This is a genomic window from Streptomyces rapamycinicus NRRL 5491, from assembly GCF_024298965.1.
In the GTDB taxonomy this organism is placed as follows: Bacteria; Actinomycetota; Actinomycetes; order Streptomycetales; family Streptomycetaceae; genus Streptomyces; species Streptomyces rapamycinicus.
The window spans coordinates 3,842,064-3,867,391 of record NZ_CP085193.1 but is presented as its reverse complement, the minus strand read 5'-3'; the positions used below and the strand labels follow the sequence as shown (position 1 = coordinate 3,867,391).

Annotated in this window: 20 protein-coding genes and 1 pseudogene; 14 read left to right on the top strand and 7 right to left on the bottom strand. The window is 66.4% G+C overall.

The annotated features are described in order from the left end of the window. Positions 1-15: 15 nt before the first annotated feature. From LIV37_RS52065 to eccE, 3 genes and pseudogenes are all read right to left on the bottom strand, one after another. Positions 16-93: pseudogene (locus LIV37_RS52065) on the bottom strand (SCO5717 family growth-regulating ATPase); the annotation flags it as partial. Positions 94-361: 268 nt separating this feature from the next. Next, complete coding sequence (locus LIV37_RS15545; protein WP_121824909.1) at positions 362-1,210, bottom strand: hypothetical protein; 849 nt, start codon at positions 1,208-1,210, stop codon at positions 362-364. Further along, positions 1,210-2,457, bottom strand: coding sequence for a type VII secretion protein EccE (eccE, locus tag LIV37_RS15540; protein WP_121824910.1), 1,248 nt, complete (start codon positions 2,455-2,457; stop codon positions 1,210-1,212). Before eccE ends, LIV37_RS15545 begins: the two co-directional genes overlap by 1 nt. Positions 2,458-2,629: 172 nt before the next feature. Here eccE and eccB point away from each other — a divergent pair, with 172 nt between their 5' ends. The 11 genes from eccB (at position 2,630) to LIV37_RS15485 (ending at position 12,247) form a co-directional block, all read left to right on the top strand. Beyond that, positions 2,630-4,201 (top strand): type VII secretion protein EccB, encoded by a 1,572-nt coding sequence (eccB, locus tag LIV37_RS15535; RefSeq protein WP_020868078.1) that lies wholly within the window; start codon positions 2,630-2,632, stop codon positions 4,199-4,201. Between the two features lie 17 nt (positions 4,202-4,218). Then, positions 4,219-5,466 (top strand): type VII secretion-associated serine protease mycosin, encoded by a 1,248-nt coding sequence (gene mycP, locus LIV37_RS15530; RefSeq protein WP_121824911.1) that lies wholly within the window; start codon positions 4,219-4,221, stop codon positions 5,464-5,466. A gap of 199 nt (positions 5,467-5,665) precedes the next feature. Beyond that, positions 5,666-6,004, top strand: a complete 339-nt coding sequence (locus LIV37_RS15525) for a WXG100 family type VII secretion target (protein WP_020868076.1) — start codon at positions 5,666-5,668, stop codon at positions 6,002-6,004. 41 nt (positions 6,005-6,045) lie between these two features. Continuing rightward, positions 6,046-6,327, top strand: a complete 282-nt coding sequence (locus LIV37_RS15520) for a WXG100 family type VII secretion target (RefSeq protein WP_020868075.1) — start codon at positions 6,046-6,048, stop codon at positions 6,325-6,327. A gap of 116 nt (positions 6,328-6,443) precedes the next feature. Further along, a complete protein-coding gene (locus LIV37_RS15515) occupies positions 6,444-6,926 on the top strand; it encodes a hypothetical protein (RefSeq protein ID WP_020868074.1) in 483 nt (160 codons plus the stop codon). 22 nt (positions 6,927-6,948) lie between these two features. Further along, positions 6,949-8,484, top strand: coding sequence for a WXG100 family type VII secretion target (locus tag LIV37_RS15510; RefSeq protein ID WP_020868073.1), 1,536 nt, complete (start codon positions 6,949-6,951; stop codon positions 8,482-8,484). 91 nt (positions 8,485-8,575) lie between these two features. Continuing rightward, the gene (mycP, locus tag LIV37_RS15505) at positions 8,576-9,772 is read left to right on the top strand and encodes a type VII secretion-associated serine protease mycosin (protein ID WP_020868072.1); all 1,197 of its coding nucleotides are present in this window, start codon (positions 8,576-8,578) and stop codon (positions 9,770-9,772) included. 226 nt (positions 9,773-9,998) lie between these two features. Further along, positions 9,999-10,754 carry a hypothetical protein gene (locus LIV37_RS15500; RefSeq protein WP_020868071.1) on the top strand — a complete coding sequence of 252 codons (756 nt, stop codon included), beginning with the start codon at positions 9,999-10,001 and terminating at the stop codon, positions 10,752-10,754. Positions 10,755-10,775: 21 nt separating this feature from the next. Then, positions 10,776-11,075, top strand: a complete 300-nt coding sequence (locus LIV37_RS15495; protein WP_020868070.1) for a hypothetical protein — start codon at positions 10,776-10,778, stop codon at positions 11,073-11,075. A gap of 37 nt (positions 11,076-11,112) precedes the next feature. Beyond that, positions 11,113-11,850 carry a hypothetical protein gene (locus LIV37_RS15490; protein ID WP_020868069.1) on the top strand — a complete coding sequence of 246 codons (738 nt, stop codon included), beginning with the start codon at positions 11,113-11,115 and terminating at the stop codon, positions 11,848-11,850. A 31-nt stretch (positions 11,851-11,881) separates the two neighbouring features. Beyond that, positions 11,882-12,247, top strand: a complete 366-nt coding sequence (locus tag LIV37_RS15485; RefSeq protein WP_020868068.1) for a hypothetical protein — start codon at positions 11,882-11,884, stop codon at positions 12,245-12,247. 126 nt (positions 12,248-12,373) lie between these two features. Here the strand turns inward: LIV37_RS15485 and eccCa are convergent, their stop codons facing one another. Then, the gene (gene eccCa / locus LIV37_RS15480) at positions 12,374-16,339 is read right to left on the bottom strand and encodes a type VII secretion protein EccCa (protein ID WP_121824912.1); all 3,966 of its coding nucleotides are present in this window, start codon (positions 16,337-16,339) and stop codon (positions 12,374-12,376) included. A 219-nt stretch (positions 16,340-16,558) separates the two neighbouring features. On the opposite strand from eccCa, the gene eccD reads away from it, so the two are divergent. The 3 genes from eccD (at position 16,559) to LIV37_RS15465 (ending at position 21,649) form a co-directional block, all read left to right on the top strand. Beyond that, on the top strand, positions 16,559-18,049 hold the full coding sequence (gene eccD, locus LIV37_RS15475; RefSeq protein WP_121824913.1) for a type VII secretion integral membrane protein EccD: 1,491 nt from the start codon (positions 16,559-16,561) through the stop codon (positions 18,047-18,049). A gap of 286 nt (positions 18,050-18,335) precedes the next feature. Beyond that, complete coding sequence (locus tag LIV37_RS15470; protein ID WP_020868065.1) at positions 18,336-18,833, top strand: hypothetical protein; 498 nt, start codon at positions 18,336-18,338, stop codon at positions 18,831-18,833. Positions 18,834-20,554: 1,721 nt separating this feature from the next. Then, positions 20,555-21,649 (top strand): S8 family serine peptidase, encoded by a 1,095-nt coding sequence (locus LIV37_RS15465; RefSeq protein ID WP_243146228.1) that lies wholly within the window; start codon positions 20,555-20,557, stop codon positions 21,647-21,649. Positions 21,650-21,734: 85 nt separating this feature from the next. Here the strand turns inward: LIV37_RS15465 and LIV37_RS15460 are convergent, their stop codons facing one another. The 3 genes from LIV37_RS15460 to LIV37_RS15450 are packed head-to-tail and all read right to left on the bottom strand — an operon-like array spanning position 21,735 to position 25,252. Next, positions 21,735-22,430: a hypothetical protein gene (locus LIV37_RS15460; RefSeq protein ID WP_148717841.1), complete on the bottom strand. Its 696-nt coding sequence runs from the start codon at positions 22,428-22,430 to the stop codon at positions 21,735-21,737. A 21-nt stretch (positions 22,431-22,451) separates the two neighbouring features. After that, positions 22,452-24,764: a hypothetical protein gene (locus LIV37_RS15455; protein WP_020868062.1), complete on the bottom strand. Its 2,313-nt coding sequence runs from the start codon at positions 24,762-24,764 to the stop codon at positions 22,452-22,454. Between the two features lie 59 nt (positions 24,765-24,823). Further along, positions 24,824-25,252 carry a hypothetical protein gene (locus LIV37_RS15450; RefSeq protein WP_020868061.1) on the bottom strand — a complete coding sequence of 143 codons (429 nt, stop codon included), beginning with the start codon at positions 25,250-25,252 and terminating at the stop codon, positions 24,824-24,826. Positions 25,253-25,328: the final 76 nt, after the last annotated feature.

Sequence of the window (25,328 nt, the reverse complement as noted above, 5' to 3'; positions counted from 1 at the left end):
GGTGAACTCGCCCGTGTGCTCGGTCTCCGCGTCGGACCGATCATCGCCGGGTGTGTTTCCGCCCGTGCGGATCTCGTCCCGATCGCTGCTCACAATGCCTCCTGGTGTGGTCGAACACCCTTGAAATTCTTGGCGAGGCCGATCTGTTGCCGATCGCTACTGTCGTCCGACCGTTCGGCTTTCCCCTTTTGTGACGCCGGGGGCCCCTGAACGGGCGCTCCACCGGGTACCCCAAGACTAATCACCATGACCGCCGCGGGGGCAGGCCCATCCGCCACTCGAAGCGGTCCACGGCATGATGTGGACCGCACTCGAGCGGTGTCGATCAACGACGGACCAGCCCGGACGGGTTCGACCCGGATCAGTCCACCCGACGCGGAGATCCCAGCAGCCCCGTCTCGGCATCCGTTGCCTGCACGGTTACGAACTGCCGTCCGGTACGTGTACACCAGAGGGTGACCCAGTCGGGAAGCGTGGACAGCGCCGCGACGTCGGCCTGTGGAAGGCCCATGACGCGGCCTATCTCCTCGGCCTCGTCCGGCGAAACGCGCTGAATGCCGACCAGTCCGGCGTGCTCGAGCAGCCGCGGCGCGACCGGGCTCAGATACGGCAGCAGGGTCAGCACCGACTGCCAGGGCAGCGCGGAGACCCGGCCCCGTGGCGGGCGCATGCCGCAGTCCCGGACGACCAGAACCGGACTGCCTACCGAAGGCCCTTGCGGCGGCACCCGGCCCACGTCGAAGACGGTCATGCACTGCTGTCCGCCGCCCGCGACCTGCACCAAGTTGGTCCACAGATGCGGCCGGCCGGTCTCGACGGCGATACGGGCGCCGGTGGCCGCCGCCCGGAAGGCCAGCACCTGCGCGGTCCACAGTCCGCCGACGAGGACCACGTCGAACGGCTCGGGGCGGTTGAAGCCGAGGACGGCGGGCTGGTTCTGCTCGTCCACCCCGATGATGACGCCGTCGTCGCCGATGGGCAGCGCCAGCGCCTCCACTTCCTCCAGGGGCAGCGTTTGCCGTCCGCGCCGGGGCCCGATGAGCCCGAAACCTGGGCGCGTTCTGCGTGCCGAGCCAGGGTCACCGGCCATTCCGGGGGCGCCGGCACCGGAAATCATGGGACCGGACCCCAGACCCGCCCCGGGGGCGGAATCCGGATCGGCCCCATGACCGGAAGGAGAAGCGGCGGGGGAGAAGGCGGATGCGGCCATCAGCGGGTACCTCCCAGCGGGAGCGTCGCGAGTACACCGGGCAACTGCTCACGGTCGAGACGTACCAGTCCGACCCGCACTCCCCGCGCGGCGCGCTCCAAGGCCTTGCGGGCGGTGATCAGATCGGTGTCGCTGCGCCCGGTGACCCTGATGTGCCCGGTGACCGAGGAGGCGTTACGGCTGCCGTCGTCATGCGTCAGGGTCAGGCTGAAGGTGGACGCGAGGGCGGGCATGGAGGTCAGCAGCGCCACGAGTTGCGGCAGCGGCACCGATTCCGGGCCCATCTGCGGCCAGCGCCCCACCCAGTAGGTGGTGTGCCACCGGTCGTCGCAGCGCCAGGCGCGCGAGGTCTCCACCGTCCGGCGCGTAGGCGTGCTCGCACGCCCCGCCTGGGTCGTCGCATGCGGATTGACACACGCCGAGGTGGCGAGGGCCGTGGTGAGTTCACCCTCGGCCAGCGGTCGCGCCGAGAATCCGGCACCGGTCAGCCGGCTGGCAAGCTGGTCAACCGCGCGCAGCAGGGACCGCTGAGCGCCCTCCAGGCCACCGCCGCGCGCCCGTATGGCCTCCGGACACAGCTCGGGATTCAGCTTGAGCGCCACCCAGGTCAGCCGGACGGCGGGCGCTCCGGCCAGTTCCTGCAGCGGGGCATAGCTGCGCGCCGCCGCGGCCTGTTCGGGCAGATGGGGTGCGGGCGCGGTCTGTGAGTGCTGCACCACCTGCACCGATTCCAGCTGAATGCCGTCCACGTCCAGCGCGTCCTGCAGCAGCGAGAGCGGAAGCGGTCGTTTGGTGCGCATCGGCCGCAGTGGAGCGTCGGTCGACTGGACCTGGAGCACCGCCGTGAGGAACGTACCGTCGCCGATCATTCCGATCTCGCGGCGGTCCCGAGCCACATACGCGTAGGTGCGCAGCGCCGGATCGCATTCCACGGTGGGTGCGAGCGACGGGTCGATTCCGGCCGGGACCGGCCCTTTGGCCTGCTTCTGGCGGGTGCGCAACGCGCTGATGGTGACGAGCCAGTCGACGAACGGCTGCTGCCTGCGCCGCAACACCGCGAGCAGCACAAGCGCGAGGGCGATGACTCCCGCGGGCACCATCAGCAGTGAATCCACGGTCCAGGCGACGACGAGGATCGCGGCGGCCACCTCGATGAGCACGAGCTGATACAGCCGCAGGGGGCCCAGGCTCGCCGTGCGTGAGGGCTGCCGCGGCACGGCGGCACGCACATGGGTGGCAGAGCTCATCCCGGAGACCCCCCGCTTGTCCTGATGTTGTCCTGGCCGATTGTGTGTTTACGGTATCGGAAAGGCGCGTGAAGGGTGGCTCGGGTGTCGGGTGACCCGAGCGGATGAGTAATCTCCCTACGGCGACCGAGCGTACGTACTGCACCATCACACGGGGAGAAGCGGACGAGACATGGCATCGCGGCGGGACGAGCTCAATGCCTACACCTTTGCGAAGAAACGGATGGTTGCCTCGTTCGTGCAGCCCTCGCCCACCGTCATGGACGACGGTGCGCCACGTCCGCTGCGCGCGTTTCTCCCGGGTGTCATCGTCGGGGCGCTGATCCTTGCCGGATTCGGCGCATGGGGCATGATCCGGCCGACCGCGCCGAAGGGGTGGGACAACACCGCGTCCCACATCATCGTCGGCAGCGACTCGACGACCCGATACGTGATTCTCAAGACCGGTGGAAAGAAACAGCTGCATCCGGTCCTCAACCTCGCCTCGGCGAAACTCCTGCTGGACCAGAACAAGTCGGACATCGTCCGCGTGAAGGAGTCGCAGCTCGACAACGGCGACATTCCGCGCGGACCCACGATCGGAATTCCGTACGCCCCGGACCGTATGCCCTCGGCGGACGATGCCGTCGAGCAGAAGCGCTGGGTGGTCTGCGAGCAGCCGGGCGGCGGAGCGGACAAGACCGCGCAGAAGGCGGTCTTCATCCTCGCCGACCGTGAGGCGTCCAAGGTCGAGGGCAAGCAGCGGCTGCGCGGCAGCCAGGCGCTGTACGTCCGGGGGAGGACGGGCCGCTATCTCGTCGACCCGTCCGGTACCAAGTACCTGCTCGGCGGCCCCAAGGGCGAGAAGAGCATGTCCGACCGCCAGTACAACCTGTTGCTGCGGACCCTCTTCTCGGAGGGCGCCAAGCCCCAGCAGGTGACCGACGACTGGCTGGACACCCTGAAGGACGGCGCGCCTGTGGAGTTTCCGCGGGTGCCGGGGCAGCCGAACACGACGGCCGGGGTCGACTCCCTGCCGGACAAGGCCAACAAGGTGGGCATGGTGCTCCAGGCGCAGACGGGTGGCGGCGTCCAGCACTATGTCGTGGTGCCGGGAAAGGTGCAGCCGGTCTCCGACTTCACCGCCGAGCTGCTGCTGAGCAGTGAGCAGTTGGCCGGGCTCAACCAGCTCGGCAAGCCGATGCAGGTCAATCCGCAGGACTTCGTCTCCGACTCCACGGTGTTCGCCGGTGACACCACCTGGCCCTCCGAGCCCCCGCGCCAGGTGAACTCCACCGAGGGCGGGAGCGGGGCCAGGGACACCGTGTGCAACATCCTCACGAACGTCTCCGACAGCGGTGCGCCCACCCTCGAGACCTGGGCGGGCCGGGACTACCCCGCGACCATCGTGGACGGCGCCACCAGCGCGTATGTCACCCCGGGGACCGGCCTGTTCTACCGGCAGTTCCAGGGGAGGGGGACCGGCACCGGCCAGGTCTTCCTCGTCACCGACACCGGCCTGCGCTATCAGGTGCAGGCCAACAACGACGGCAGTTCGGGCAAGTCGAAGATCGGCGCTGACGGTTCCGGCTCCTCCGCACAGCAGGACGCGGAGTCCGGCGGGCAGACAACCGCGAACAAGGCTCAGGTCCGGCTGGGGTACGGGGACGCGAAGCCGGTTCCGGTGCCGCTCAACTGGTCCCAGTTCCTGCCGGTCGGGCCGCGGCTGGACACCAACAGCGCACGACAGCCCCAGGGGTCGTGAACATGGCGCGCCCACGCATGACACGCATGGCCGCCCTGTCGTCGGCGGTGACACTGGCGTGTCTCACCGCCGCCACAGGCGCCGGCGCCGGCCCGTCCGCCGCCGCGCTCTCGCTGGACGGCAACGGCGAGTGCACGTTCCCGATGAAGAAGCAGATCAAGGGAACGCCCTGGTCGCTGCAGCGGTTGGTGTTCGACCGCCTCTGGGAGGAGACCAAGGGCAAGGACAAGGACGGCAAGCCGGTGCGGGTCGCCGTCATCGACACCGGTGTCGATGACACCAACATCCAGCTGAAGACCGCCGTCGACAAGGCGAGCGGGGGGAACTTCCTGCCCCCGGCCAAGGACGCCTCCAAGGACGAGCGGAAACTCGCCGCGGACCCGACGGTCGACGAGGTCGGGCACGGCACCAAGGTCGCCGGCATCATCGCGGCCCGCCCGCGCCAGGGCACCGGCTTCGTGGGTCTGGCCCCCGAGGCGACGATCATTCCCCTCAAGCAGAACAACGCCGAGGGCAAGGGCACACCGCAGAAGATGGCACAGGCCATCGAGAAGGCGGTGCACGAGGGCGCCCAAGTGATCAACATCTCCCAGGACACCAAGGGCGCCGTCTCGCAGACCGATCTGGAGCAGGCGACCGCCTACGCCGTCCAGCACGACGTGGTCGTGGTCGCGGCCGCGGGCAACGACGGCGCGAACGGTAAGTCCAAGCGCACCTATCCCGCGTCCTACCGCGGCGTCCTCGCCGTCGCCGCCTCCGACCGCAACAACGAGCGCGCGTACTTCTCGCAGAGCGGCGATTTCGTCGGCGTCGCGGCGCCCGGTGTCGACATGGTCTCCACCGTCCCCAAGGGCGGGCAGTGCGTGGACAACGGCACCAGCTTCGCCGCCCCGTACGTGGCCGGAGTGGCCGCCCTGATCCGCGCCAAGCACCCCGACTGGTCGCGGCAGGAGGTCATCGCCCAGATCGAGCAGACCGCGGAGCGGGGCGTCAACGGCCGTGATCAGTTCATCGGTTGGGGTGTGGTCGATCCGGTGAAGGCCCTCACCGACGACGACAAGAAGATCGAGCACCCCACGGCGGACACCGGCTCGGCGGCGAACGTCCCGAAGCCCGAGCCCGGGCGCCTCACCCTGGGCGAGACCCCGCAGGAGCGTCGTACGCGGCTGGCCACGTACGCCCTGGGCGCGGGCGCGGTGGTCGTGGGCATCACCGCGGGCGGTGCGGTCGTGCTGCGTGACTGGCGTCGCCGGCGTGACACATGAGGGGTGTCGGCGGTGGCTTGAGGCCTGCCGTTACCCGGCAGTCCCCGGCGTCCCATCCGTGTAACAACCGGATACTTGTTGGTCATGCACACGGGGATGCTGACTAGAGTGATCCTTGACAGCTTTGGTCCGATGCGCACGGGACGGTCACAGAGCACCGGCCGTCCCACCGCATCCGATTCATGGGGGAAGGTGTGCCATGGCGGAAAAGCTCCGCGTAGAAGGTCATGATTTCAAGACCCTCGAGAGCGCCATCGACTGGATGGAAGGTCAGCTGACCGAGCGGATCGGGAAGCTCAACAACGTGATCGACCACGTTGAGGGCCACTGGAAGGGCATCGCGGCGGGGGCGTACAACAACCTCCAGACGGAGGTCAACAACGACGTCCGCCGGGTGAACCAGCTGCTGAGCTTCACCCGCGAACTGGTGAAGGCGAGCCGGGACGGTTTCGACCAGGAGGAAATCGACCAGCTCAAGAACATCAACAGCGTCGGAGGCGGGGAGAGCGGCATCCTCGGCTCCTTCCACGCCTCTTGATCCTCGTGACCTGTCCGCCTCGCATCAGGAGTTAGAGCTCAATGGAGATTACGTACGAAGGCGTTGTCGAAGCCTCCAACATGGTCAGGAACGAGGCCAACACGCTCAAGACCGACCTCGACACCATCATGAGGCAGGTCAAGGGTGTGTCCGAGTCGTGGTCCGGTGAGGCGCAGCGCGCGTTCAACGAGCGTCAGCACGAGTGGAACCAGCGTGTCGACCACCTGCACAGCACCCTTCTCACCATCTCGAAGAAGCTGCTGGAGGCTACGGAGGGCTACAGGGCCAATGACCATCGTCAGGGCCAGCGGTTCGCGTCGTAGAGAGAGACGTAGCGCGCACAGCCTGCGGTCGTTTCGTGGGTGCGGGGACACTCGGCCCGGGCCGAGTGTCCCCGCACCCACAAGCGCTGCCATCCAGGTATTGAAGGAGGTGCTTCATGGCTGAGTTGGCGCCGGACGGGGGTGGCTCCGCTAAGTCCCCTTCTTCGCCGGACCTCGACGCTCCCACCGAGTCTCTACAGGAATTCAAGAAGCGTGTTGACAGGCTTCTGACGGATCTCGACAAGTCGGACGCGGCGCACGGAAAGATCTCCCAACAGAAGGTGACCACCGCCGCCTACGGGCAGAACTTTCCCGAGGCGCTGTCACTGGCGAGCGCGTACGAGCTGGTGCACGGACGGCTGCAGCTGCTCTCCCAGACCCTGGGCGAGCAACTGGAGGCGATGGGCATCACGGTGGGCGCGGCCGACAGCGACTACCAGACGGTGGACCACGAGCACGGGCAGCGCCTGAAGGCCATTCAGGAGCGCACCCAGAGCTACTACGAGCAGTATCAGAAACAGCACGAACCGAAGGGTCACGACAAGCCGGATGCCCCCAAGACGGGCGACGGTAAGAGCAGTGGCCGCGACGGCATGTGATGGGTGAACGGGGGATTGGGTCATGGGCGATTCCAGTAAGCTGCCGCCGCTCAAGATGTGCTACAACATCACCAGTTTCGAACATGCCTCATTCGAGGACATGCTCGCCATGGTCGAAGGTACGGATGAGCAGGAGATCATTCGTCGCGGCAATGCCCTGACGAAGGCGCAGTCCGAGATCGAGAAGATCGGCGACGAGCTCAAGAAGCGGGTCGGCCGGGTCACCTGGAAGGGCGAGGGCGGTGACGCGTTCCGTAACTGGGGCGATGACTTCGCCAACCAGGCACTGAAGCTGGCGGGCTTCGCCGGATCCGTCGGTACCGCGATGGAAACCGCGGGTCAGGCGCTGAGCGAGGTCAAGAAGTCGATGCCGGATCGCCCGGCGGGTTCGCAGGTGTGCTACGCGGACCAGGAGAAGGAAAAGAAGCGCCTGGAAGGTCTGGACAAGGCCCGCGACGAGGCGCTTCCGCAGATGTACAAGCTGGCCTCGTACTATCGGATGTCGCAGGAGACCATCGCGGGCTCCCAGCAGGATGAGCCGGTCTTCAAGCCGCTGCCGGCCTCGGCTCTGCCGAGGACTCAGGACGGGAGCGGGCAGGAGAGCTACGGCTCGCCCAGTGTTTCCGGGGGCAGCGTCCACACAACGCCCGCCTCTGTCGGGACGACGCATCCGGCGGTCGATCCGTCCACGGTGAGTCCGGGCTCGCCCGCGCATTTCTCGCCCGCTCATGTCTCACCGGGGCATGTCACCCCTCCGTCGATCCCGGAGAACCCGGGGCATGTCACCGTTCCGGACGCGACGCACACCAACATCGACACGGTGAATCCGTCGCCGCCCACCACCACCGCACCGCAGCTTCCGACCGGCGGCGGGCCCCCGGTGACTCCGGTCACTGACGGGCCCGGGCCCGTGGGCCTGCCCGCGTCACCCCCGCCGACGGTCGGGCCCACAACGGGTATGGGCAAGATCGGCCCCACGGTGGGCAAGGTCAACCCCACTGTGGGGACGGGCGGCACCAAGGGCCCCGTCACCGCTCCCAGGCTGCCGAACGGACCGACCGAGCAGATCAACGGCCGGCCCACCACCAACCCGGTGCGCGCCGACAGGAGCATCGTCGGCGGCATGCAAAACCACCAGGCGGGCACGAACCAGGGCAACCGGCAGAGCCGGGGGACGGTCATCGGCAGGGAGCCGGCCGGGCCTGTGGGCCGCGCAGGTCCGGGCGCGGGTCCTGGCCTCCCCGCGGCCGGGCGGCCCGGCGGTGTCATCGGCGCCGGGCCGAGCCGGGGAGCTTCGGCGTCGGCCCGGGGCGGGGGTACGGCGCGTCGCGCGAGCGAGCTGCGGACCGGCGGCGAGTTCACCCCCGGTGGGAGCGGACTGGTCCGGGGGCAGGCCGAAGGACGGGCCCCCGGAGCGCCGGGGGCGGCGGCATCGGGGCGCGGTGAGGGTCAGAAGAGGCAGCGCGAGGAAGACGGGGACGCGCCCGACCAGCTGACCGGGGACGAAGAGACCCGGAACGAGGGTCGGCGCGGCACCGTGCCTCCCGTGATTGGGTAAAACCCTTCCGCAGAGGCCGCGGATGATGGCGAGCACAGGACGAACAGGCGATATGGAAACAACGCTCAATCAGGTCCGGAGCCGGACGACAGTGATCATCTCGCTGCTCGCGTCCTTGCTCGCCATCATGGGGCTGACCGCCCCTGCCGCCTCCGCGGACACCATGCGGGAGCGCCAGTGGTACCTGGACCGCATGCAGGCGGAAAGCATGTGGAAGGTCAGCACCGGTAAGGGCATCACGATCGCGGTCCTCGACGGCGGGGTTGACGCGTCCGCTCCGGAACTGCGGGGGAAGGTCCTCAAGGGCGAGAACTTCAAGGAGCCGGGCAAGGACGCCCGTGAGGATCCGGACGGCCATGGAACGGCCATGGCGATGCTCATCGCGGGAAATGGCCGCGATGGTCAGGGCGTCAAGGGCGTTTCGCCGGATGCGCGCATTCTTCCGATCACCGTCTTCGGGTCCACGAAGGAATCCGGAACCAACAGCGTCCCGGCCCTCGCGAAGGCCATCCGCTATGCGGCCGACAGCGATGCGCAGATCATCAACATGTCGCTCGGCTTCCAGGAATACATGGTCAAAGGCGGTGCGGGCAGTCAGCTTCGGCAAGCGGTGGAATATGCGATCAAGCGCGGCAAGCTGCTGTTGGCCAGTACGGGGAACGACGGGGAATCGGGTAACTACGCCTCCTATCCGGCGGCCATCGACGGAGTGGCCGGGGTGGCAGCCGTGGACCAGAGCCTGAGCCGGACCAAGTTCTCGACTTCCGGGCCTGATGTGGCGCTGGCCGCCCCCGGGCAGGACATCCCGATCCGTTGCACCAACGGAAAGCCGGGATATTGCCGCAGTTGGGGCACCAGCCAGGCCACGGCCATCGCCTCCGGCGCCGCCGCGCTCATCTGGGCCAAGCACCCCACATGGAACGGCAATCAGGTGCTCCGCGTGATGATGGACACGGCCGGAAAGCCCACCGAGGGCAAGGTTCCCAGTCGCTACATCGGCTACGGCACGATCCGCCCCCGCTACAACGTCCTCGAGGAGAAGGGCAAGCCGGGCTCGGCCGACGTCAACCCCCTGGTGCCCGCAAAGGCCGGCGGCCCGTCGTCCCCCTCCTCGTCGCAGAGTCAGTCCCCATCTGAAGGCGGTGCCAAGGATGGCTCCTCGGCGAGCGATACCAACGCCGGGAGCGGTAGCGGTGTCCTCCCGTGGGTTCTGGGCGGGGCCGGCGTCCTCGTCGTGATCGTTCTCGCGGTGTTCGTGATCCGCCGCAGGACGGCCTTGCCCCGATGATGAGTTCAGAGCGTCCGGCGGAGCGCGTCCGATGGCGGGCCGCGGGAGATGGCGTTCGGAATTCGCCGCGGCAGCGTTTCACCCATCGGGAAGTGCCGTTACGGGAGGTCCGTCCGCTACTCGGCCGTGCTAGCGTGCGGGGCCAAGAATAAGCAACACACTTGCGCTTCTGGCGAGGTGTTCACCAAAGCACAATAGCTCCGCGATTGGCCAGTAAGGGGGAAGCGTGAGCGAGGACATTATCCGTGAACTGCAACAGTTCCAGCAGCACGCGGAGAATCTGCAGCAGCTGATGTCGGATATGCACGACCAAGTGCCCCGGAGTTCCGAAGGAACGGACGCGCAGGGGGCCGTCTCGGTGGCCCTGGGCGCCGATGGGCTTCCCGAGGTGATCAAGGTCGCGTCCGACTGGCAGCGCCGACGGCCCGCCGGGGACCTCGGCAGCGCCGTCGTCGAGGCGTTCGAGTCCGCCATGAGCGACCGTATGGAGCGCTGGTCACGATCGCTGGAGCAGTCCGGCTGGGAAGAGCGGGCCGGTCAACTCGACGAGGACTTCGCCTCGCCCGCGTCGTCGACGCCGTCCCGGCCGCTCCCCGAAATCTCCGACCACGACGTGCGCCACGTTCTCCGCAGGCCCGTGGACGAATCGATCGAGGACGTCCTCACGGCATTCGACACCGTCGACCAACTGGACGCAGATTCGTTCCTGCCGCCGCAGGTCAAGGGCGAATCCGCCGCGCGCCGAGTCGCCGTCACCCTCACCACGCAGGCCCTGGTCTCCTGCGAGGTGGACCCTCAGTGGGCTGCCGGACAGTCAGTCGTCCGGCTGAATCAGGCACTGAACGAGGCTTTGAACAACGCTCGGGAAAAGGTAAGCAGCGCCGAGAGCCCCGGCGCGGCCGGCGTCGCGAACCTGCATGTGGGCGGCCTGATGAACGAGTTTCTGGCCATCATCAAGAACCCCCAGCACTTCAGGGACTGATACCGAAGAGAAAGGAGGACCATGAGCAAGCTCAAGGTCATCACCGACGCGATACGCGCCGACGCCAGAACGTGGGATGAGCAGGCGAAGGCGATCGGCGGCGTCGGGACCAACATAAGCGGGCTGCGACGCGAGCGGCTTGAGTTGGGCATGTACCAGATGTTCTTCGGCGCCTACGGGGATGCCATCGACCATCTTTCGGGTCGGTGCTCCGAGGGGCAGAAGCGGATGTCGGAAATCGCTGACGCGCTGGTCAAGAACGCGAAGGCGTACGACGATCACGAAGTGGAAACCACGAAGTCCGTGGAAGACGCCTACTAGTAAGCAACCGGCGGCGCCCGGGGAAACGGGGAAGGCGATGGCATTCAGCCAGACGCAGTTCGAAACGCTCATCGAGAAGATACAGGACAAGCTCGAAAAGCTCGCGAAGGATCTCGTTACGTTCGGCAACAAGATCAACGGGGCGGTGGATCACTGGTACGTTCCGGGCCCCGTCGCGAAGGGCGTTGTCGCCGCGGCGAACAAGCTCATCGAGTTCGTGAACTGGATCCTCAAAAAGATCGGCCATTTCCTTGAGGGCGTCGTCGCCCCGGTCATCTTGTTCATCGATGCCAACAGCTGGAAGGCGAAGGGCATCCACGGCGACGCGACCACCGCATCGTCCAGCGTCCAGAAGTTCAACCTCCAGGCCCCCAAGGAGTGGAAGGGCGAGGGCGCCGACGCGTACACCAACGCCGTCTTCCCCCAGTCGGGCGCGGCCGCCCAGGTCGCGACCAACGCGAATTCGATCGCGGACATCCTGCTCACCGCTGCCATCGCGGGAGTGGCATTCTACGGAGCGATCGCTGCTTTCTTGATCCAGTTCATTCCCGCCATGGCCGCCGCGATCGCCGCGGGGGCGACCGTCGTCGGTGCCGTTCCGGCCGCGATCGCCGCCTTGGGTGAAGGAGTGGCCGGCTGGCTCGTCATCGCGGGCGCCGTGACTACTCTGCTGGGCGTGCTGGGTGACCAGGCCAAGGCCATGGCCGACCTGCAGAGCAATGCCAACGACAACAGCGCGTTTCCGAAGGGCCATTGGCCGGTGGGCACGGCCTGACGTGCCCGACATGACGATCTGAGGAGAGCCTGTGTACGGACCGCGCGTCGCCCTCTGGGCCGTCGGGGTGGCGTCATTTGTGTGGCTGATGCTGCCATTGCTCACCGACTGGGCCATCGGCCTCCCTCCGATCCCGGTGATCTGCCTCCTCTTCGCGCTTGTGGTCCTCTGCCCGGCGACCGCCGAGTTGCTGGCGAGGCGGCATAAGGAGCGGCAGGAGCAGGCCTGGTACGCCGGGAACTTCGCGTCGTTCGAGGAGTTTCGCGGCTCCGTGGACTGTGCGGCCGTGCTGCGGATCCGGGAGACGAGGGGTGTGGGGCGCGCTCTCCTCGAGGTCAGGCGCCAGTACCCTTCAGTCCCGCTCAAGGTGGCCGCTCGGCTGGTCAGGGAGCTGTGAGCGGCTCGAGCAGCGCTCGCTGAGCGGCAGTGCAGGGCTCGTACGACCGGGGCGGCCCGGGTCCGTACGAGCCCTGCACTGCTTTCAGGCCTGGCCGTAGCCCGGGCCGTAGCCCGTCATCCCGCCTCAGTCCACTGACGGCACCCACGCCGTCTGGACCAGCGACGCCCCGCCGCGCCGTGAGACGAAGACGCCCCGCCCCGGCGGCAACGGACGCGCCTTGACCTGGCCCAGCAGCTCGCCCTCACCCGGTGTACCCGACAGCACGACGCCCTGCGCGCCCAGCTCCTTGAACCGCTGCATGAACGGCTCGTACGACGAGCGCCCCGCGCCGGCCGTCGTCCGCGCCACGATGATGTTGACGCCCGCGTCCCGCGCGTACGGCAGGTTGTCCACCAGCTCGGACATCGGGTTACCGGAGGAGGTGGCGACCAGGTCGTAGTCGTCCACCACGATGAAGGCCCGCGGCCCCGACCACCAACTCCGGTTGCGCAGCTGCTGCGGGGTGACATCCGTCCCCGGGATACGCTGGCTGATGAGGGTGTTCATGTCGGCGATGTACTTCTCGAAGGCGTTCTGTGTCGTGCCGTAGCCGACCAGATGCGGCTGTGGCACGACTTCCAGCAGACTGCGCCGGTAGTCGCCGACCACGAACAGCCCCTCCTCGGGTCCGTAGCGCTCGGTGATCTGCTTGATGAGCAGACGCAGCAGAGCCGTCTTCCCTGACTCCGACTCGCCGTAGACGGCGAAGAAGGGGTCGGTGTCGAAGTCGATGAAGACCGGCTCGAGGTTCATCTCGTCGATGCCGATCGCGATGCCCCGCTCCGGCTGCTCATGACCGGACGGGATCTCCCGGACCGACAGCGTCCGCGGCAACATCCTCACCTGCGGTGCGTGCGGACCAGGCCAGTTGTCCACCGACGCCCTGACGAACGCGGCGGTCGCTTCGGCCAGGTCGTCGGCGTTGCCCGACGTACCGTCGATACGCGGCAGACCGCCCAGGAAGTGCAGCTTCTCCGGGGTGAGGCCGCGGCCGGGGGCGCCCATGGGCACATTCGCGGCGACCTTACGGTCGAGTTCGGAGTCCATCGGGTCACCGAGCCGCAGCTCCAGCCGGGCGAGGAACTGATCCTTGAGCGCCGCTCGCATTTCCATATAGCGCGTGACCGTGACGATGAGATGCACCCCGAGTCCCAGACCGCGCGTGGCGATGTCGGCGACGATCGGCTCGAGCATCTCGTAGTCGGTCTTGAAGGACTGCCAGCCGTCGATCACCAAGAAGATGTCGCCCCATGGCTCGCCCGGCAGCTGCCCGGAGGCACGAAGCTGACGGTAGGTGCCGATGGAGTCGATGTTGTTGTCCCGGAAGAACTCCTCGCGCCGGTTCAGCACGCCGGTCACCTCGGCGATCGTGCGGCGGATCTTCTCCGGGTCCAGACGTGAGGCGACTCCGCCGATGTGCGGCAGCCCCTCGACCGCGATCATGCCGCCACCGCCGAAATCCAGGCCGTAGAACTGGACCTCGTGCGGGGTGTGGGTGAGCGCGAAGGATCCGAGCAGGGTGCGCACGGCGGTCGACTTACCGGACCGCGGACCGCCGACGATCAGCATATGGCCCTGTGCGCCGGAGAAGTCCCGGTAGAAGATCTCCCGCCGCTGTTCGAACGGCTTGTCCACCATGCCGATCGGTACGCACAGACCACCGCTGCGGGCGTAGCCGCCGGCATGCAGACCGCGCTCCGGCGAGACGGCGAGCTGGGGCATCAGCTGGTCCAGGGAGGACGCCTCGGTGAGCGGCGGCAGCCACACCTGGTGTGCCGCCGGACCGCGTCCCTCCAGGTTGTGCACGACGACGTCCAGCACCGTGTCCGCGAGCGCGTCGTCCACCCGGTCGCGGTCCGCCGTGTAGGTGAAAGCGGGGTCGGGCTCGGCGAAGCGGACCGGCACGGGGACGGCACTGAACAGCACCGGACGGCGGTCGGTCGGGATGGGGCCGCTGCCCACCACGGTTGAGGTGGACGAACGGTAGGGCCCGGACACATACGCCGCCTTGAAACGGACCATCTCCTCCGTACCGAACTTCAGATACCCCGATCCGGGCACCGACGGCAGGTGATAGGCGTCCGGAACGCCGAGCGCCGTACGGGACTCGGCGGCGGAGAACGTCCGCAGACCGATGCGGTACGACAGGTAGGTGTCCAGGCCCCGCAGCCGGCCCTCTTCGAGGCGCTGAGAGGCCAGCAGCAGATGCACCCCGAGCGACCGGCCGATGCGGCCGATCTGGATGAACATCTCGATGAAGTCGGGCTTGGCCGTCAGCAGCTCGCTGAACTCGTCGATGACCAGGACCAGGGAGGCCAGCGGCTCCAGCGGGGTGCCCGCGGCGCGCGCCTTCTCGTAGTCGTGCATGTTGGCGTAGTTGCCCGCGGAGCGCAGCAGCTCCTGACGGCGCTGAAGCTCACCCGTGATCGAGTCGCGCATGCGGTCGACCAGCGTCAGATCGTCCGCGAGGTTGGTGATCACCGCGGCGACATGCGGCAGCTCCGCCATGCCCGAGAAGGTCGCGCCGCCCTTGAAGTCCGCGAGGACGAAGTTGAGCGTCTCGGACGAGTGCGTAACCGCCAGGCCGAGCACCAGCGTCCGCAGCAGCTCCGACTTTCCTGAGCCGGTCGCGCCGACGCACAGGCCGTGCGGGCCCATGCCCTCCTGGGCCGCCTCCTTCAGGTCGAGCATGACCGGGGCACCGCTCTCCCCGACCCCGATCGGAACGCGCAGCCGTTCCGCCGTCGAGCGGGGCCGCCAGGTGACCACGGGGTCGATGGACGCCGCGTCGCCCAGGTTGAGCAGATCGGTGAACTCCAGGTTGGTCAGCAGCGGCTCATCGTCCCCGCCGCCGGCCGAGACCCGCAGCGGGGCGAGCTGCCGCGCCAGCGCCTCGGCGCCGGCCAGCGACAGGGTGTCCGGAACGCCCTCGTACACGGCCGAGGCCGACTCCACCCGCAGCAGCCCCGGCCGCACGATCAGCGACAGGCCGCCGCGCAGCTCGTCCAGACCGCCACGGATGACCTCCAGCACCGTCACGCCCTGCAACCCCTCCTGGGCGGCCAGCAGCGAGTCGGGCGGCACCAGACCACCGTCCAGGATCACCACCACATGCGGCGCGTCCAACAGCGGCTGCCCGTCCCGGTTGAACCGCGAACGGCCCTCCAGACGGCTCTTCAGCAAGTCCTCGACCTCGGCCAGATTGTCGCTGAACAGCCGCTTCGTTCCGGCTCCGTCCACCGACCCCGGCACCTGGGTGTGCGGCAGCCACTTGACCCAGTCCCACCCCTCCGTGGCACCCGCCGCGGCCACCACCGCGATCACCAGGTCCTCGGGCGAGTGCAGCGCGGCCAGGCTCGCCACCAGCGCCCGGCTCGTCTCCAGGGTCGTCTCCGGCTCGCCGGAGACCGTCATGTGGTAGAAAGCCCTCAGACTGACGGCCATCGGCATGCCGTCCAGCGACCGGTGGACCGCCAGGAACTGCTGCATGGCCCCAGCCGACAGCGGCTCCAACTCCTCGACCGGGGCGGTATCCGGCGCCACCAGCGGGGTCCACAGCTCCTGCGGCCCGAGCCCGATCCGCACCTGCACGAAGTCGTCGTCGGTGATCCGCCGCTCCCACAGCCGGCTGCCCTCCGCCACCAGCGACCACAACTGCTCGGGGGAGGGGTGGAGAAAGAACTGCGCATCGCGCTGTGTGCGCGCCGTACGCTGCACCCTCCGCCGGGTCTTCGCGAGGTACTTGAGATAGTCGCGGCGGCCCTCCACCGCCTCGCCCTGCGCGCCTTTGCGATACCGGATCGCCTGTGCGATGACCATCGATACGGTCGACAGCAACATCATCACGCCCATGATCTTCATGAACGGTGCCGAATTCGGCATGAAGAAGAAGACCACCGACGAGCCCATGCCGAGCATGGGCAGCAATTGCATCGCCATGCCTTCCCGATCGCCGCGAGGCAACTCGGGAGGGGATTCGAGTCGGAGTTCATCCGCGGGCATCTCGGGAGGAGTCTCCCGAGGTGGACGTTTCACGATGATCTGGCTCATCGGCCTGTCTATCCCCCGATGCGGACTGAACAATTGAGGACCTGCTGAGGGCCCGCACGCACGCTTGCCGCGCGTCATTGCGGCACCTACCCGGCAACGAACCGATCCTACGTGTCGGGAAGGCAATTGGCGCCCGGTAGGGTGACCTCTCGCACACTGCCAGACATGAGCGCGTCCGGACGGAAGACGCGGCGAGACGCTAATGAGAGGGCCCCGCAGGTGAGTTCGACCACATCGACCGGTTTCTGCCGAGTGACGGTCGTCGCACCCGACAGCCGCATCGACGTCGCCCTCCCCGACGACATAGCCCTTGCGGACCTGTATCCGGAGATGCTCAGGCTGACCGGCCAGACCCAGCCCACGGGGACGCCGGTCGGCTACCACTTCGTGCGTCGCGACGGCACCGTCCTGGACGGCGCCCGCTCCCTCGCGGCGCAGCGCGTGCTGGACGGGGACGTGCTGTCCATGCGCCCCTTCGCACAGTCCCTCCCGCCCGTCGTGCGCGACGACGTCTCCGACGCGATCGCCTCGACGGTGGCCGGTGACCACGCCCTGTGGAACGCCCGCTACCTGCGGGCCTGCGGACTCTTCGGCGGCGCGCTGCTCTTGATCTTCATGGGATTCGTCCTGTGGTTCGCCGATCCGGTCAAGCACGACATGCACGGCCTGCCGGGCGTCATCGCCGATGGCGTCGGTCTGCTGCTCGCGGTCTTCGCCGGCGTACGGGCCCGGGTCTACGACGACCGGGCCTCCGCCATCGCCCTCGGCCTCGCGGCGCTGCCGCACGTGATGATCGGCGGATCCGGGGTCCTGGCGCTGGAGGCGGGCGAGGGCATCGGACGGCTGCAGTTCCTGCTCGGTTGTGTCGCCGTCCTGATCGTGTCGGTCGCCATGGTCGCCGCCATGCCGTCCGGTGACGCTCCGTTCGTCGCCGCCGTCGTCCTCTCGGCCTTCGGCACCCTGGCCACCTTCTGCCAGATCATGACCGACACCAGCGCGGCGGGCACCGCGGCCGTCTGCGCGGCGGTCGCCATCGCCGCCATCGCGTTCCTCCCCGGCCTCTCCGCGCGCGCCGCCCGGCTGCCCATCGGATACATCGCGCCCCGCGACGCCTCCCGCAACGACTACGGCGCATCCGGCGGCATCGACCTGGACAATCCCTCGTCCGCAGCCGCCGCCCGGCCGGTCGACGGCGAGCGGATCGCGGCCCAGGTCAAGCGTGGCCACGAACTCCTCCTCGGGCTGGTCGGCGGCTGTGCGGCGGTCGTCGTGGGTTCGTCGGCGGTGCTCGGCTTCTCCGACGGCACCTGGGCACAGCTGCTCGCCCTGGCGGCCGGACTGGCGATGCTGCTGCGCGCCCGGCTGTTCCGGTACACCTGGCAGGTCGCCTGCGTCCTGGCGTCCGGCGTCATCTCCCTCGCCCTCCTCATCCTGGGGCTCGCCCTCAACCCGCCGACGAGCGCCGTCATCGACCTGCTCAGCGGCGACAGCGGCCCGCTGAACATCCGAACCGTCTGGCTCACCGCCTCCGTCGCCTTCGGCGCGCTGATCCTCATCGCGATCGCTCTGATCGTCCCGAAGAAGAGCGTCACGCCTTTCTGGGGCCGCTTCGGTGACCTGGTCGAGGGCGCGATGCTGTTGTCGATCACGCCGCTCGTGCTCGCGGTCCTGGACGTCTACGCGACGGCGCGTGGTCTGGTCAGCAAATGACACTCCCCGAGCGGTGAGGCAGTGGCCGACGGCCACCTGCCACGGCCGAAGGCGCCCCGGTCACGTACCCCGTGACCGGGGCGCCTTCGCTCCGGCCTTCACCCGACGGAAGTACATCGCGCCGCCCGGATCCGAACGCCGGGTGGACCGCCTCTCCGATACGCCCCATGCCTGAGCTATGCCCTGGAATCGCCAAGCTCGCCTTCGCGGCAATGAAGTTGGGCCGTACACCCTGCGCCACTAAGCTGGTGCCGACCGTCATCATGTACGCCGTAGGGGGAATCCGATGAGCGAGGGGAGCCGGGTCCCGGCGAACGACGCCGGCGCGAGCAGAACGCGCGGAGGCGGGTCGGACCTCAAGGTGGAGGCCGAGACACTGGCGAGCTTCAAGAGCAGGATCGACAAGATCCTCGTCGATCTCGAAGAGTCCCCGGCAGCCAAGAGCAAGATCAGCGACCAGACCGTCGCACACACCGCCTTCGGCGCGGAATTCACAGCCGCCGCCGACCTCGCGGGCGCCTACGAGAAGCTGCACGACCGCCTGGAGAAGTTCTCCAGGACGCTGGGCGACCAGCTCGAAGCCTTGGGCATCGCCGTCCAGATATCGGACCGCGGCTACGAGAGCATCGACGCCGAACAGGCCGACCGGCTCCGTGCCATCCAGGACCGCACGACCAAGTACTACGGCCATGACGCGGACAACCGGGGCGACGGGCGGAACGCGAACCAGGCACGGAAGACCGACACGGGCAAGTCCGGCACCGCCGATTCGAACTTCAAGTAGGGGGAGACATGGGGAACGGGGAGTTCGACGGTCTGTCGGTGGAGAACCTGCGGGCCATGCTCGCCAACGCGGACCCCGACAAACTGACCGCCGCCGGCACCGCCCTGGGCGACGCGGGCCCGAAGATCCTCGACATCGGCTCGGACTTGCGCCGCCATGTGTCCCGCGTGGACTGGACCGGCGAAGGCGGGTCTGCCTTCCGCGAATGGGCCCACGACTTCGCCCTGGAAGTCATGCGCTTCGGCCAGTTCACCTCCACGGTCGGTCAACACGTGGCCCAGGCCGGCCAGGCCCTCTCCGAGACCAAGTCAGCCATGCCCGAGTCCAGGGCTCCGGGCCCCAGGGCAGCCCACGAGGACCCGGCAGCACAGGACGCAGAGCAGCGAGAGACCGAAGAGGCCCGGCACCAGATGGAGCGCCTCTCCTCGGCGTACCGGGCGGCGCAGGAGACGATGGCGGCGGAGCGGGAGCCGCAGTTCAAAGTGCTGCCGGGCCCGTTGTGGGACCCGGTGGAGACTTTGGAGCGAAGGTACACCTCCGAATCGGCGGGAAGCTCAGCGTCGGATTCAGCGGCAATGCAGAGCCGTTCGTCGCAGGAACTAGTCAGCGCACCAGCGGCGACAGATCGTGCAGAGACGGAACCAAGTCTCCATCAGGCGACGGGTACCCATATCGACTCAACCGCCACCCTCCCCGATCCAGAAGTCAAGACGCCACCTCGTGCCTCGATGCCGCCTGCGGACCAGCCCAGGCAACCAGGTCCCGTCGTGATGCCATCACCCCCGATGGGCCCGTCCACAGCGCCCCCTCGACCCACCACACCCGTGACGGGGAAGAGCATGTCTCGCCTCCCCTCGACCGAACGCGTAACGGGACCTGGAGGTGCGCCTCCGCGTCGCCTGCTCACGCCGCGAGGGCCGGTCGAGAACGATGTTGTGGGAGGACAGCAGCGGCGCCTCGGCCCTTCCCCTCGCCTTCCGCGTGCAATGGTGGTGGGGGAGGAGAGCGGTCAGATGTCCCGCGGCCCCGGGGGAGGGGGCGGCCACCCGATGGCGCGGACGACCGGTGTCCCAGGGACCGAAGGCGTGGCTTCAGGACGTCGGTTGGCATCGGAGCCCGGAGGACCGGTGAGTGGGCCGCGCACGTCGAACCCCGGTATCAGCGGCTCACGTCAGCGTGGTGTCGCCATCGGCGAGGAGAACGGATCCCATACACGTGGGCCCGTGTCAGGGGCGGCGTCTTCTGGCGGTTCAAATGCGGCAAGTGATTCTTCCAGGGAGGCAGGCAGAGGGCGCAGGGTCGCCTCCGAGTCAGGGGGGTCGATCGCGGATCCTCGTTCGTCCTCCAGAAGAGGGGCCACCTTCACCCGCGGGGGTACCGGGCTCGTTCGGCCAGGCCAGGCCGAAGGACAAGAGCCTTCCGCCTCTGAGGCCTCTGGCACCGGCCGTCGCGGTCCCGGGCACGAGAGTAGGCAAGGACATGCGGTGGTTGATCAGGGAGCTTGGGAGCTAGGGCGCCACGACGCATTGCCTCCCGTCATTGAATAGTCGGCACTTGAAGTCTCAGGAGATTTCGCAGGGATGTCAGTCTTGTCCAGTGGAAACAAGAGGCGCTCAGTGCGTGGTTTGACGCTGCTTGCGGCCCTCATCACATGCATGGGAAGTTTCACGTCCCCAGCGATTGCTCAAGACATACGTTCGCGTCAGTGGTACCTCGATGCAATGGGTGCCGACGAGATGTGGCGGACCAGCACAGGCAAGGGTGTCACCGTTGCCGTGCTGGATACCGGGGTAGATGAATCACTCCCTGAACTGCGCGATCAAGTCTTGGACGGGAGGGACTTCTCCTCCAAGCCGAAGGGCGCGAATGCCGATGCGGACGGCCACGGCACCGATATGGCTGCGGTGATCGCGGGCACAGGGCGATCCGGGGGTGTCCAAGGCCTTGCGCCCGGTGTCAAGGTACTTCCAGTGAAAATCGGTGAAGGGAGGGGATTTGGAGACTCAACGCCCACTTTCCTCAAGGCGATTCGCTATGCGCTGGACCGCGGGGCCCGAATCATTAATCTCTCTTCGAACTACACGGGTTATCTATCGGAGAGCGCACGAAAGCGGCTACAGCAGGGTGTTGACGAGGTCAATTCGCGAGGCGCGCTGATATTTGCTGGCACGGGCAATGACGGCAATTCATCAAACCCTGTGGGTTATCCGTCGAGTCTTCCTGGAGCCATCGGAGTAGCATCCGTCGACCAGAGCGGTACTGTCTCCAAATTCTCGACCCATGGTTCGCAGGTATCACTTGCGGCTCCTGGTGAGGGGATCCCAGGGCACTGTAAGAGCGGCGGCGGTTGGTGTGAACAGGGAGGCACCAGTCATGCCACAGCCATTACTTCGGCCTCGGCCGCCCTCATCTGGTCCGCCCATCCGAAATGGACGGCCAACCAGGTGCTGCGCGTGATGATGCAAACGACGAGCAAGCCCAAGGGCGGGGTCCCCAGCGAGTACATCGGCTACGGCATCGTCCGCCCCGGCCAGGTCCTGCTCGACGGCAAGGGAGACCCGGGTGCAGCGGACGTCAATCCGCTCTTCCCGAACTACCACCCAGGGCAGAGCTCCTCCACATCTCCGGCTCCCTCATCGAAGACCGACGCCCCCTCGGGCGCTGCACACGCCAAGGACAAGGCCCCTGCCGCCTCCACAACAGGTGGCGATGGCGGTAGTGGCAACACGCTCGTCTACGTTGGAGTCGGTGTGGCCGTAGCTCTGGTCCTCGGCGGTGGGGGCTATGCACTCGCCCGCAATCGCAGGCGGGTATAGCTGCGGCGCCGGCTGGAGTCTGTGGGGTGGGATTCGAAACCTGGAACAGCCCCGAAAGCGGGGACGACGCATGCCATGTGCGATCTTAGTGAGTATCGAGAGTGACCTTATCCGGAGCCGGGTAGGTGACCTTGTTCTTGCATGACAGGCGGTCTTCCAGGTCAGTGAACCTCTGCGCGGATTTAGTCAGGATACTGATGTCGGCGCGATCAGAGAGGCCCACATTATCGAAGAGCGTGACCTGGAATGCGAGCATTTTCTTGTCCTTGGACTTCTCGGCCAGGTCGGGACGTTGGCAGTCCACCAACAGTTCGGCACGCTTTTTATCGCCGGTTTTGCTCACACTATAGGAGGTTGCCCTGCCGTCCTTTCTCTCGGCTGCGGGGAAGGTGCTGGGGCCCCAGTTCACGGTGACACGGAACAAGGTTCTCTTAGCTGATTCATCACGGATCGCGCAGGGACCGCCAGCGGACGGCTTGGATGTGGCCATCCGCTTGTTCATGTTCAAGCTGACCATGTACGTCACATCGTCCCCAGCGCGGGGCTCGGTAACACTACGCACGGCGTGATCGCGTTCGGCCTCGGCCACAGCTTGTTTGTCGAAGATACCCAGGCAGCTCTTCTCGCTGAGAAGGGTTAGGTCCGGGTTCTTGGTATGGTCATCATGTTCGCTTTTGGAATCGCCATCAGTTCCACTGCAAGCAGTGATTGCGAAGGCGAGTAGGCAAGTGAGCGATGTGAGAGGGCGAGAGGATTTCACGGCCAGATGTGATCGTTGCATAAATGCCCCTTTGGTATTCTACTAACGTCCGCTATCGGTGAGCTGACTGTTGCCCACGCCGCGGTCGTAACCGTTCTTTATGGCCTCGTCAGCTCTGGCGTACCATGGCGAGTTGTCAGTTTCCGGATTGATTGCGACATATGAATCAAACGCCACCGCTGATCGGCGTTTACTCTTCTCGATGAACTCCTTCTTGAGGTCGCTCGCATCTCTGTCGATCTTGGTGTCAATTACTTCTTGGCGGCGCTCCATTTCTCTATCGATTTGGATGCCCGTGTGCGTTTCCATCGCTCCGGCCGCGCCATCGATGAATGGTGTGACGAATGGTGCGTACCTTGCAGTCTCAAGGGGCATGGTGATGAGACTTGTGGCGCTGCCGATTCCCTGGCTTACGCCGTACTTCTTCCATTCGGCCGCTTCGGACAGCTTTCTGGCCTGCTCGGCCTTGGTGTCTTCGGCGTTTGACGTGATGGCGTCGGCTCGCGCTTCGTCGAGGATTCCCTGAGTCTCGGCGCCGGTTCCAAAGATGGCGATAAGGGAATCATCTGCCTGAGGATGGGCCTTAACGGCGCTGGTTGTGAACTCTTGTTGCGCGACTGAGAGGATCTTATAGCTGTCATCGTCTCGGCCAACTGCTGAAAGGAAATCGTTGGCTCGCTGATGTGTAACGAAGATATCGCCTTCACCGATTGTGCCGAAGGCGGCGTCCCGAATCCCGTTACCGGAACTCTTGTCACCGTAGTTCGCGGTTGCCCAGTCCAGGTTGTCGATATAGCCCGCGCCCATTCTGGCCAGACTGTCGCTGAGTCCCGGTTTGTCTTCGGCCAGCCCCGAATTTTCGGCGACCATGGCGACTGCCTGGGCCATCACGTTGGCGCTTTCCTGGGTTCTGTGCAGACCTAGCTCAGGCTGGTCGTACGGGTGGCCCAGGGCAGCCGCCTCCAGAGCATGACCTAGTTCGTCGTAGCCGTAACCCCGGTTGTTGGCGACTAGAGGGTTTCCATTAGGCCAATTCCGATCCTGCAGGAGATACTTGAGATCTGGATCAGGCCCAATTTCAAGATGGCTGTCGAAGCCTTCCCTATAGAAGAGCGCCTGTGCCGCCTCCGGATTGCGTCCGAGTGCCTCCATGTACCCCGCCATGGGGTCCATGCCGTGGTCGCTTCCCTTGCCGAAGCTGAGGTATGGCGTATATCCGTTGGGGCTCCACAGGCCCTTGAGGTCGTCCTTGTGTTTGCGGTCGAACTCGATCAGGCCTCCGGTGCGGCCGTCCTTGTCGTGGCTATTAGGGTCCTTATAGCCCTTGCCGTAGTCGTACAGGAAATCCTTGTCATACTCCCCGTACCGCAGCAGGCTGCTCATGGCCTGGAAGCCGTAAGGGCCTTTAGCGATCGGGCCGCCGGAATGGGTGTCGTCCAACCGTTGGGGGCCGAGATTGATGACGTCCCGCTTCCATTGCTCGATGGCCTTGCTGTCAGAGTGGGAAGCTGTGGCCAGGGTGAACCCCAGGGACTTCTGCAGCTTTTCGAGTGTCTTCGTCCGCTCGCCGCCCGTCTGGGTCGTGTCGGCGGCGTGTTCCCAGAACTGCAGTGTGCCCTTCGCGCCGAGTTGGACGGCGAACTTCTCCGAGAAGAGCGGGTCTCCCTCGTGTTTCGAGAGGATCGAGTTGACCTTCTGGAGGTCGGCCGTGGAGAGTTCACCCTTCAACTTTGCCAGTTCGGTCACCGTCTTGAGGTCTTTATAAGCCTGTTCGCGTCCTTTTTCTGCACCCTTGATGCTGTTAAAGCCGTCGCCCGTGAACCCTTTGCCTCGGCCGTTGAAGTCTTGAGCGAGGGCCCAATGCAGGATCTCGTCTGCCGTGGTGGCGTCCGAGAGCACTTGCAGGATTCGGTCGTTGTAGCTGGACACCGTTTCGGAGTATCGCTTGGCTTGCAGGGTTTCGGCCTGCTCTGAAATGTCGTCAAGGTTCGTTGGCTTGTACGACACACGGCCCTGCTCGTCGATGGCCAGGTTCTTGTCCGCTTCGATATCGTCCTTGTAGCCCTTGAGCTTCTTCTTGGCATCCTTGAATTTGGTGTGGGCGTCGCTGAGAAGGCCGTGCATGTCCTTGGCCTCAAGGGCAGCCTGCTCCATCTGCTTCGCGACTGCCTTGATCTTGTCGGCGGCCGCCTCAGCTGCCTTGCCCTCCCAGTCCGAGTTGGTGATGGGGGACGTGATCTGCTTGGTGAAGTTTGTGCTGACCTGTGTGAAGTGGTCTGGAAGGTTGCGCCACTTGTCGACGGCGTCGGAGAGCGGTTGCAGGTTCACCTTGAGGAGATCGTGGTAGGAGACCATCGTCCTTATCGCACTCCATGGCTATTCTGGTGGATGGGATGTGTCGCCTCAGATTCCTGCTACCTGGCCACGCGTTTGTTCCCATCGACGTCCCTGAACTTATCGGCGGTGCCCTTGTTGCCGATCTGGAATTCCGCAGCGGCGTTCCGCAGGGCGCCCGCGACACCGTGTTCGAGTAGCCCATGTACGTAGCGCATCTGGTCCCGCCACCGCTCCTCGAACGTGTCGAAACCAACGGCGCAGTCGAACCCTTTGAGGCTGTCCTTGACCTGGCCGGTCTCTTTCATGGCCTGGTTGTCAGCTTCCGCGAAGTTCCGGCGCGTGTCGTCGGTCTTGTCGGCCATTTCGCGGAGAACCTTCGGCGTGACCTTGAGCTTCTCCTTCGGCGCCGCGGCGCCGCCGTCATGAAATGCGTTGATCTGCATGCGGGTCGCCTGGCGCTTCGCCGCTTGTGTGCGGAAACTTGCCCATTGCTCGTCGAACGACATGATCCCCCCTGACGTCACGTCAACTTCGTTTATGGAAAGGCCAATACTTGTTAAACATATCGCGTCGTGGAGCGGG